Origin of the sequence: Acinetobacter sp. WC-743 (genome assembly GCF_000335555.1) — a bacterium.
Classification (GTDB): Bacteria; Pseudomonadota; Gammaproteobacteria; order Pseudomonadales; family Moraxellaceae; genus Acinetobacter; species Acinetobacter bereziniae.
Map to the genome: position 1 here is coordinate 1 of NZ_AMFQ01000100.1, position 548 is coordinate 548.

Consider the following 548-nt stretch of genomic DNA (forward strand, 5'->3'; position numbering starts at 1 on the left):
CAATTATGTTCATACCGCATCAGGTACAGACAAGAATTATGACTTAATATTTGTTGATGGTATCTTGCATATTGCTAAAGCCAAAGCGACGGTGACTGCAAATAGTCTCAACACGACCTATAATGGACAAGATCAAACTGCGTCAGGCTTTACAGCAAATGGTTTAGTCAATGGTGAAGATAGTTCGGTATTGACGGGTGTCACTGCATCAGTCATTGCGAAAGACGCAGGCAGTTATGCGAACAAAGCCAATGGTGTCGATAAAAACTATGACTTAACATTTGTTGATGGCGCCTTGGATATTGCCAAAGCCAAAGCGACGGTGACAGCGAATAGTTTAAATACGACCTATAATGGTAAAGATCAAACAGCATCAGGCTTTACTGCAAATGGTTTAGTCAATGGTGAGACTGAAACTGTACTCACAGGTGTAACATCATCGTCAGTAACGGCTAAAGATGCAGGCAATTATGTTCATACCGCATCAGGTACAGACAAGAATTATGACTTAATATTTGTTGATGGTATCTTGCATATTGCTAAAGCCA

General features: G+C 40.3%; 1 protein-coding gene. It reads left to right on the forward strand.

The genetic code is table 11. From position 1 onward, the window contains the following. Nucleotides 1-548: MBG domain-containing protein (locus tag ACINWC743_RS15290; RefSeq protein WP_009586071.1), on the forward strand; the 548-nt coding region annotated here is incomplete at both ends.